Source organism: Actinoplanes solisilvae (assembly GCF_003999975.1).
In the GTDB taxonomy this organism is placed as follows: Bacteria; Actinomycetota; Actinomycetes; order Mycobacteriales; family Micromonosporaceae; genus Actinoplanes; species Actinoplanes solisilvae.
This window is the reverse complement of the sequence record NZ_RJAC01000061.1, coordinates 1-9,230: the sequence shown is the minus strand read 5'-3', so window position 1 is coordinate 9,230 and position 9,230 is coordinate 1. Positions and strand designations below refer to the sequence as shown.

7 protein-coding genes are annotated in these 9,230 nt (G+C 69.2%); 4 read left to right on the top strand and 3 right to left on the bottom strand.

What is annotated here, in order from left to right:
• Positions 1-127 precede the first annotated feature (127 nt).
• The gene (locus EER30_RS46435; RefSeq protein WP_127509696.1) at positions 128-718 is read left to right on the top strand and encodes a hypothetical protein; all 591 of its coding nucleotides are present in this window, start codon (positions 128-130) and stop codon (positions 716-718) included.
• Positions 719-1,174: 456 nt separating this feature from the next.
• Here the strand turns inward: EER30_RS46435 and EER30_RS46430 are convergent, their stop codons facing one another.
• Together EER30_RS46430 and EER30_RS46425 are read right to left on the bottom strand one after the other, a co-directional pair.
• Positions 1,175-2,413 carry an NAD(P)/FAD-dependent oxidoreductase gene (locus EER30_RS46430; protein WP_240670766.1) on the bottom strand — a complete coding sequence of 413 codons (1,239 nt, stop codon included), beginning with the start codon at positions 2,411-2,413 and terminating at the stop codon, positions 1,175-1,177.
• Between the two features lie 32 nt (positions 2,414-2,445).
• Positions 2,446-2,904 carry an Lrp/AsnC ligand binding domain-containing protein gene (locus EER30_RS46425; RefSeq protein WP_205650730.1) on the bottom strand — a complete coding sequence of 153 codons (459 nt, stop codon included), beginning with the start codon at positions 2,902-2,904 and terminating at the stop codon, positions 2,446-2,448.
• A gap of 221 nt (positions 2,905-3,125) precedes the next feature.
• Between EER30_RS46425 and EER30_RS46420 the strand changes: the two genes are divergently transcribed.
• Positions 3,126-4,331, top strand: a complete 1,206-nt coding sequence (locus tag EER30_RS46420; RefSeq protein ID WP_127509687.1) for a saccharopine dehydrogenase family protein — start codon at positions 3,126-3,128, stop codon at positions 4,329-4,331.
• A 111-nt stretch (positions 4,332-4,442) separates the two neighbouring features.
• Here the strand turns inward: EER30_RS46420 and EER30_RS46415 are convergent, their stop codons facing one another.
• Positions 4,443-5,876, bottom strand: coding sequence for a gamma-aminobutyraldehyde dehydrogenase (locus EER30_RS46415; protein WP_127509684.1), 1,434 nt, complete (start codon positions 5,874-5,876; stop codon positions 4,443-4,445).
• 131 nt (positions 5,877-6,007) lie between these two features.
• Between EER30_RS46415 and EER30_RS46410 the strand changes: the two genes are divergently transcribed.
• On the top strand, positions 6,008-8,521 hold the full coding sequence (locus EER30_RS46410) for an ATP-binding protein (protein WP_127509682.1): 2,514 nt from the start codon (positions 6,008-6,010) through the stop codon (positions 8,519-8,521).
• A gap of 27 nt (positions 8,522-8,548) precedes the next feature.
• Entirely contained in the window at positions 8,549-9,082 is a 534-nt protein-coding gene (locus tag EER30_RS46405; RefSeq protein ID WP_127509679.1) for a hypothetical protein, read from the top strand.
• Positions 9,083-9,230: the final 148 nt, after the last annotated feature.

The following is a 9,230-nucleotide window of genomic DNA, read 5'->3' as shown; positions in this document are numbered from 1 at the left end:
CAACGCCCTACGCCTGGCCGGCCGCACTAACATCACCGAAGCCACCCGCTGGGCCAACCGCGAAATGACCAGGCCATTCACCATCCTCGGCCTCACGGGATGATGTTGAAACGGCCGTGCGGGTTCCGTGGTCGACGGAGGGCTGCTCTCCGACATTCATCTGGGCTCGACTGCCACTATCAATCTCTCCAGCGCGGTATTCGTCGGTGGCCGGCTCCAGATGCAACGAATCGTTCTGGATGGCGGAACCATCAACTTCTGGGATGCGGATTTCCGCGGCGGTTCGGTAGAGCTGTACGCCGGGGATTTCCGGCGTGGAACGATCATCTTCATCAATTCACTTTTCCGTGGGGGCGTCGTCTCGCTCGGCGGCGTCGGGTACGCCGAAGTGGATGAGAACAAATCCCTGCTGCATCGAACGAAGATCTCGCAGGCGCACGTCATCTTCGACAACTGCACGATCACGTCCGGTGAGGTGGGCCTGTACGAGGCCGACCTGGAGGACGGGGCGAACATTCGATTCCACAGAGCTCGCCTGAAAGGGGGGGCAAGTACGCTTCACCGGAACGCGATTCAACCAAGGGAGTCTTACCGACTTCAGCGACGCGGAGATCTCCGGCTGCAAGCTCGTTTTCGACAGCGTGGTAGCAGCGCCACAGGTTGTCGACCTACAGAGCGCCACTCTTGGGGAAAATTCGCAGATCGAAGTCAACGGTGAGCTGAGGGCCCACTCATCCGCGACTTCGGTCTTTGGCGCAGGAATCCCTGAAGGCAGTGGTAGAGAAGCCAGTTGAACCCATTATCGGAAGCCGGCGCGCTCCGCCCTGGGCCTTTTCGTGACATTCTCCGAACGAGCGGACCATAGTGAGGCCGCCGACGCCGGCGGTACTGCCAGGCCGACCCTGGCCGACCACGAAGGAGCTGCAACGGCTCAGCTCCGCCCTGCACGCCGGGTCCACGATCGCCAAGGCCGGGGCCGAGATCGCCGGCCACTCCGGTCGCTGGGTGAAGTTGACCGCCGAGTCCGCCCCGGGCCATGAAGAAGTACGACCTGATGACCGGCTCGACGAACGACGTGAACCGGGCCGTGCTGACCGACCACGGCAAGATCACCGGCCTGCTCGAGATCGTGAAGACTCCCGCGCGATGGCGACCAACCCGGCGGTTCTTCGTTTCAGCGCGCCGGAGTGGGGTGTTTCTCCAGGGTGTCGCGGAGGGTGGTGGCTCGCAGGGCCGCGTTGATGCCCAGCCAGCGGATCGGTTCCGGTTCCCACTGGCGGGAGCGGTGGCCCACCCACGGCAGAGCGGTCAGGGTGGTTTCGTTGCCGGCTATCAGGTCGGCCAAGGTGCGGCCGGCCAGGTTCGCCGCGGCCACGCCGTCGCCCACGTAGCCGCCGGCCCAGGCCACGCCGTCGTGAAGGCCCACGCTGGGCATCCAGTCTCGGGGGATCCCCAACGGGCCGCCCCAGCGGTAGGCGATCTCGGGGCGGATGCCGAACATGTCGGTCAGGGTGTGGCGGAGGCTGTCGAAGACCGAGGGGACCCGGTCGTAGGACGGCGACACCCGCGATCCGAAATGGTAGGGCGCGCCGCGACCGCCGAAAGCGAGGCGATCATCGGCCGTTCGCTGGCCGTAGATAATCATGTGGCGTTCGTCGGTGAACGTCTCGCGGCGGGACAGGCCGATGCGGTCCCAGTCGGACGGCGGCAACGGCTCGGTGGCGATCATCAGGGAGTAGACGGGGGCCAGGGCGCGCCGGTGGCCGGGCAGCTGGGCCGTGTAGCCCTCGAGGGCGCGCACCACCGTGCCGGCCGTGACGGTTCCGCGGTCGGTGACGATCGAGCCGCGGCTCAGGGCGACGACGCGCGTCTTCTCATGGATGGTCACCCCGCGCCGCTCGACGGCGGACGCGAGGCCTCGTACGAGACGGGCTGGGTGTAAAGCGGCACAGTGCGGGCTGTAGATGCCGCCGAGCACGTCGGTGGCGCCGCAGATCGACTTGGCCTCGGCGGCGGGCAGGAAGCCGGGGGACTTGCGGGCGCGCCGCAGCTGGGCGGGGGAGCGGGCGAGGGAGATCGTGCCGCCCTTGGCGTAGTGGCAGTCGATGTCCTCGGCGGTCGCGGCCCGGCCCACCTCGTCGACCGCGCCGGCCAGCGCCTCGTGCATCGCGGTGGCCCGATCGGCACCGTAGCGGCGGGTCAGTTTGGCCTCGCTGACCGGGAAGAGGCCGGACGCCCAGCCGCCGTTGCGACCCGAGGCGCCGAACCCGCAGTATTCGGCCTCGAGCACCACGATCGACAGGTGCGGCGCGGCCTGCGCCAGGTAGTACGCCGTCCACAGTCCGGTGTAGCCGCCCCCGGCGATCGCGACGTCGTACGAACGGTCGCCGTCCAGCGGCGGCCGCGGCGTCACGGGCCCGAGGGTGCTCAGCCAGAAGGACGGAATCATCTAGTACCCCACGCGTACGTCTGTTTCGCGAGCTTCAGATACATGAACGTCTCGCACGAGGTGACCCCCTTGACCGTACGGATCTTCTCGTTGAGCAGGTCGAGCAGGTGCTCGTCGTCGGTGCAGACGAGCTCGACCAGCAGGTCGTAGCCCCCCGCGCAGATCACCACGTAGTCGACCTCGGGGATGTCGGCGATCTCGTCGGCGATCGCGCGCAGGTCCCCGTTCACCTTCAGGCCCACCATCGCCTGCCGCGCGAACCCGAGCGTGAGCGGGTCGGTGACCGCCACGATCTGCATCAGCCCGCCGTCGAGCAACCGCTGCACCCGCTGGCGCACGGCCGCCTCGGAAAGCCCGATGGTCTTGGCCAGCGTCGCGTAGGACATCCGCCCGTCACGCTGCAGGTGCTCGATGATGAGCTTGTTGATGTCATCCAGTGCCACATCCGCCGTCACGCCGCGATTCTCCCCGTCGGCCAGGTGCACGGCAATCGAAACACTCGTTCGGTTAGTGACCGTCGATGGAATCCGTACGCGCGTCGCCTGCTCGGTCATCGCCATCGACTGCGTTTATCGCAGAGTTGATCGCCCTTGACAAGTGTTTCCGTGGCGTCAAGGCTCGTGGAGCACGGTTTCAGTGATTTGGTGTCCCATTTCCCCCGAAAGGTGCGTACCGCATGCGCGTCCTGGCCGTCGGCGCGGGCGGAGTCGGATCCGCCGCCGCCGTCATCGCGGCCCGCCGCGACTTCTTCGACCTCTTCGTCCTCGCCGACTACGACCTATCCCGCGCCGCCAAAGCCGTCGCCGCCACGTTCGACCCCCGTTTCGTCGCCGCCAAAGTCGACGCCTCGAACGCCGACGCCGTGGCCGCCCTGTGCCTCGAGCACGGCATCACGCACGTTTTCAACGCGGTCGACCCCCGCTTCGTCCTGCCCGTCTTCGAGGGGGCGTACGCCGCCGGCGCCCACTATCTCGACATGGCGATGTCCCTTTCCCGGCCACACCCCACCGACCCCTATCGGCTCTGCGGCGTGAAACTGGGCGACGAGCAATTCGACGCCTCGGACTCGTGGCGCGAAAGCGGGTTGCTGGCCCTCGTGGGAATCGGTGTCGAGCCCGGGCTTTCCGACATCTTCGCCCGCTACGCCGCCGATCACCTGTTCACCGAGATCGACGAGATCGGCGTACGGGACGGCTCGAACCTGGTCGTCGAGGGGTATGACTTCGCACCGTCGTTCTCGGTGTGGACGACCATCGAGGAATGCCTCAATCCGCCCGTGGTCTATGAGCGCGAACGTGGCTGGTACACGATGTCGCCGTTCGCCGAGCCCGAGATCTTCGAATTTCCCGGCGGCATCGGCCCGGTCGAGTGCGTTCACGTCGAGCATGAGGAAGTGCTGCTGATCCCGCGGTGGGTCGAGGCCCGCAAGGTGACGTTCAAATACGGGCTGGGCAGCGAATTCATCGACGTCCTCAAGACCCTGCGGAAGCTCGGCCTCGACCGTACGGAGAAGGTGCGGGTCGGGGACGCCGAGGTGTCACCCCGCGACGTGGTCGCGGGTGTGCTGCCCGACCCGGCCACGCTCGGCTCCAAGATGACCGGTGTCACCTGCGCCGGCACGTGGGTGACCGGCACCGGCAAGGACGGCCGCCCGCGCGAGGTCTATCTGCACCACCTCGTCGACAACGAGTGGTCGATGCGGGAGTACGGCGCCCAGGCCGTGGTCTGGCAGACGGCGGTGAACCCGGTCATCGCCCTCGAGCTTCTCGCGGTGGGGACGTGGCAGGGTGCCGGCGTGCTCGGGGCCGAGGCGTTCGACCCCGTTCCGTTCCTCGACAAGCTCGTCGAGTTCGGCAGCCCGTGGGCGCTGCAGGAACGCTAGAAAGTCCGGCCCCGGGACCCCCGGGCCGGCTCCGCTCAGGAACGGTCGCGTTCGTTGAACTCGATCTGCTCCTTGAGCATGGGGGCGGCCCGCCAGCCGCCCCCATGAGCCTTATCCGAGTGAATGCATCACGTGCTTGACTCGGGTGTAATCCTCCAGGCCGTACACGGAGAGGTCTTTACCGTGCCCGGAGTGCTTGAAACCGCCGTGGGGCATCTCGGCGACCAGCGGAATGTGGCAGTTGACCCAGACGCACCCGAAATCGAGGCGCTGCGTCATCCGCATCGCGCGACCGTGGTCGCGGGTCCACACCGACGACGCCAGCCCGTACTCGACGCCGTTGGCCCACGCCACCGCTTCGTCCTCGTCGCCGAACCGTTGCACGGTGATGACCGGGCCGAACACCTCGTCCTGGATCAGCTCGTCGGTCTGCCTCAAGCCGGAGACGACCGTGGGGGAATAGAAGTAGCCCCGGTCGCCGACCCGGGCGCCGCCCGTGTTGAGGGCCGCGTGGTCGGGCAGACGGTCGACGAAACCGGACACCCGCTCGAACTGGCGCGCGTTGTTCAGCGGGCCGTACAGCACGTCCTCGTCGTCGGCCGCGCCCGTCTTCGTGCCCTTGGCCGCCTCGGTCAGCGCCGCCACAAAGTCCGAATAAACCCCCGGTGCCGCCAGCACCCGGGTGGCCGCCGTGCAGTCCTGACCCGCGTTGAAATAGCCTGCCTCGGCGATCGCCGCCGCCGCTGCTTCCACGTCGGCGTCGTCGAAGACCACCACCGGGGCCTTGCCGCCCAGTTCGAGGTGGGTGCGCTTGAGGTCGGTCGACGCTACCCGGGCCACTTCCATTCCTGCTCGGACCGAGCCGGTGATCGACACCATCTGCGGGGTGCGGTGGGTGACCATGCGGCGGCCCGTGTCGCGGTCGCCGACGACCACGTTCAGCACGCCCGGCGGCAGGAACTCGGCCGCGATCTCGGCCAGCATGACCGTTGTGACCGGGGTCGTGTCCGACGGCTTCAGCACGACCGTGTTGCCCGCCGCGATCGCCGGGGCCAGCTTCCAGACCGCCATCATCAGCGGGTAGTTCCACGGCGTCACCTGCGCGCACACGCCGATCGGCTCGCGGCGCACGTAGCTTTCGTAGCCGGCCAGATATTGCCCGGCCGAGCGCCCCTCGAGCAGCCGGGCCGCGCCGGCGAAGAAGCGGAGCTGGTCGATCGCCGGAGGCAGTTCCTCGCTCGCGGTCAGGCCCAGCGGCTTGCCGGTGTTCTGCGATTCGGCCTTCACCAGCTCGCCGGCCCGGGATTCGACGGCGTCGGCGAACTTGAGCAGAGCCTGCTGCCGTTCGCTGGGGGTGGTGTTGCGCCAGCCCTCGAACGCCTTCGAGGCCGCCTGCATGGCCCGGTCGACGTCGGCCTCGCCGGAGACGGGGGCCGAGGCGAACACCTCGCCGGTGGCCGGGTCGATCAGGTCTTCGTAACGTCCCTCGGCGGGCGCGGCCGCCTCGCCTCCGATGAAGTTGTGCAGCACGCTCTTGGCCGTCACGATATCTCCAGACACAGGATCACCCTTGTTTGGCAGCCATCCTCCCACTGATTCCGTCGCTGACAAGAGGTCTGAGTGACGAGTTCCGTTTTCTCCCTCAGGCCCGCCGGAGCCCGGCCGAACCGGAGAGAGTGGGGCCGACAGCGGGCACGACCGGTGCGGACGGCCGTCTGAGCGACACCGTCCGGCTGCGGCGACTGCGCGACACGGGCATGGTCGACCAGGGGCCCTATCCGTCGCTGGACCGGCTGGCGCGCACGGCCGCCCATCAGTTGCGCGCCGCCCACGCCGTGGTGTCCCTGGTCGGGGCGGATCACCGTACGGTCGCCGGTCGCTCCGGGCCGTTGCCCGAGCACTCGTTCTGCCTGACCGTGGTCGACACCGACGCCCCGCTCATGGTCTGCGACGCGCGGGTCGACGACCGGGTGGCGGGGCATGCGGCGATCGAGGACGGCGTCCTGGCGTACGCGGGCTTTCCGATCCGCAGCCCGGACGGGTATCCGCTCGGCGCTTTCGGGGTGCTCGACGACCGGCCCCGGGAGTGGGAGCCGCGCGAGCTGCTGCTGATCGAGGACCTGGCGGCGGCCGCCGAGACCGAGATCGCGTTGCGGGCGGGGGAGCGGGAGCTGGCGGCCTCGGCGAGCCGGCTGCGGCGGATGCTCGACGACGCGCCGGACGCTCATGTGGCGATCGACGCCTACGGGGTGGTGACCGGCTGGAACGCGTCCGCCGAACGGCTCTTCGGGTTCTCGGCCATCGAGGCGCTCGGCCGGCCCATCGCCGACCTGATCATCCCGGAGCGGCACGTGGCGGCGCACTCGGCGGGGCTGGCCCGCATGCACAGCGGCGGCGCCTCGACGATGGCCGGGCGGCGGGTCGAGCTGCCCGCGCGTAACCGGCACGGCACCGAGTTCCCGGTCGAGATGAGCCTGCAGCAGTCCGACTCCGGTTTCCACGCGTTCCTGCACGACATCAGCGACCGCAGCGACGAGCGCCACCAGCTCGAACACGAGCGCGCCTTCCTGCAGGCGCTGCTCGACAGTCTCGACACCGGGGTCGGCGCCTGCGATGAGGACGGCCGCCTGACCCTGTTCAACCAGGCCCTGCGCGACATCCACGGCTGCGGCGCGAGGTCGCTGCCGCCCGAGGACTGGCCGCGCGCCTACGACCTGTTCAGGCCCGACGGGCGTACGCCTCTGCGCGCCGAGGAGGTCCCGCTGGCGCAGGCGTACGAGGGGAAACGGGTCGACGGCGCGGAAGTGGTGATCGCCCCCAGCGGCTCACCGGGGCGTCGCTTCCACGTGAACGCGCGGCCGCTGGAGACGCCGGACGGGCGGCGGCTCGGGGCGGTGGTGGCCCTGCACGACATCACCGAGCAGCGGCGCGCCGAGACGTTCCGCGAGTTGCGGCTGGCCGTGGCGCGCGGGCTGGCCGACGCCCACACGGCCGGGGAGGCCGCCGACCGTACGGTCGCGGCGGTCGGCGCCGGGCTGCAGTGGGCGCTCGGCGAGTTCTGGCAGGCCGACGACGAGACCCGCACGATCACGCGGGTCGGGTCGTGGGCGGCGCCGGGGCACGAGGTGAACGACCGGCCCCGGCAGGTGCGCCACGGCGAAGGGCTGGCCGGGCATATCTGGGCCGCCGGCGCCGAGCTGTGGCTGACCGAGGTGCTCGATGACCCCCGTACGGTGCTGAAAGCCGCTCAGGTGCGAGCGGCCGGACTGCACAGCGCGATCGGCGTGCCGGTCCGCTCCGGCGAGCTGATCCTGGGCGTGCTGCTGTTCTTCACCGCCGCCCCGATCGAACCCGACCCCGAGGTGCTCGACCTGCTCGACGGCGTCTGTGCCCACCTGGGCCGGCATATGGAACGCCGCCGGGCCGAGGAGCTCGCCCTGGAACTCGCGTCGGCCAAGCACGAGCAGATCGACCAGCTCCGCCACGTCAACCAGCTCAAGGACGAGCTGGTCGGCATGGTCAGCCACGAGCTGCGCAACCCGCTCGCGGCGATCCGCAGCTACAGCGAGACCCTGCTCGAGGACGCCGAGCTGACGCCCGACCAGCGGCACCTGGGCGAGGTGATCGACCGGCGCTCCGCGCACATGCAGCACCTCGTCGACGACCTGCTCGACCTGGCCCGCGTCGAGGCCGGCCAGCTGCACATCGACCCGCAACCGATCGCCGCGGCCCGGCTGATCCGCGAGGTCGTGCAGGCGCACCGGCCCGCGTCCGACAGCAAGCAGTTGACGGTCACGGTCGATGTGCCCCGCCATCTTCCGGTTCAGGCCGATCCCGTACGCCTTCGTCAGGTCCTCGACAACCTGATGAGCAACGCGGTCAAGTACACCCCGCCCGGCGGGACGGTGACGGTCAGCGGGCACATCGACGGCGAGGTGCGCCTCGAGGTGGCCGACACCGGTATCGGCGTGCCGCCCGACGAGTACGACCGGCTGTTCGAACGGTTCTTCCGGGCCGGCAACGCCGTGCGCCACGGCACCAAGGGAACCGGGCTGGGTCTGGCCATCACGAAGGCGATCGTCGAGGCCCACGGCGGCCAGGTGCGCGCCGCGCCGGCCCCGGGCGGCGGGAGCGTCTTCACCGTTGTCCTGCCCGCCGCGCCCTTCTCCGAGGATGATCGTTGGTTCTGATGGATAACCGCAGGTCAGGAGTTTGATATGAAGGTGCTCTTCCGTCTCGGCGTCGCCGGTGCGGCGCTCGCCGCCGGGCTCGGCGTCGCCGCTCCGGCCTCGGCCGCGGTGACCTATGACCCCAAGACGATGAAGGGCTTCGCGGGCAGCGGCGACGTGCGCAAGGCGTTCGGGTGGACCGAGGCCCAGCTCGCCGCGAAGACGCCCGCCCTGGAATTCGTCCACGGCTTCTGGCTCGACGGGAACTTCTCGGTCGGCTGTGGCAAGGTCACGTTCCCGGCGACGTACCGACTGGAAGCGGGCTACATGCAACTGCGGCACGCCGCCGTCGTGGACTCCGGGCGCGCCGCCGCCACCGGATACGCGCGGAAGGTGACCGGCTTCTGGATCACCGGCGCCAGCATGGGCGTCTCGGGCACCGCCCAGCCCCCGCAACTGGGCCAGGCCTGCCCCGGCGGACGCAAAGGCAAGGTCACCAAGATGACCAAGGTGTCGCAGAAGCGCGGCTGGGGCCTGAACGTTGTCTCCGGCAACGACGGCCGCCGATTGGCCGGCGGCTAGGGCACGAGGCCTCGCAGGGCGAACTCCGCCTTAGACCGCATCTCGATAGGGGTTGTTGAGGACCAACATCATTCGTTGTACGGGTGTGAGTGATGTGGAGAAGTACTGCCCGGAGTCGTTGTGGCACCTCGTGCAGCCGCTGCTGCCC

Bases quoted from the DNA above. Each gene is read 5' to 3' on its own strand.
- EER30_RS46420 (WP_127509687.1), top strand. From the start codon at position 3,126: ATGCGCGTCCTGGCCGTCGGCGCGGGCGGAGTCGGATCCGCCGCCGCC.
- EER30_RS46405 (WP_127509679.1), top strand. From the start codon at position 8,549: ATGAAGGTGCTCTTCCGTCTCGGCGTCGCCGGTGCGGCGCTCGCCGCC.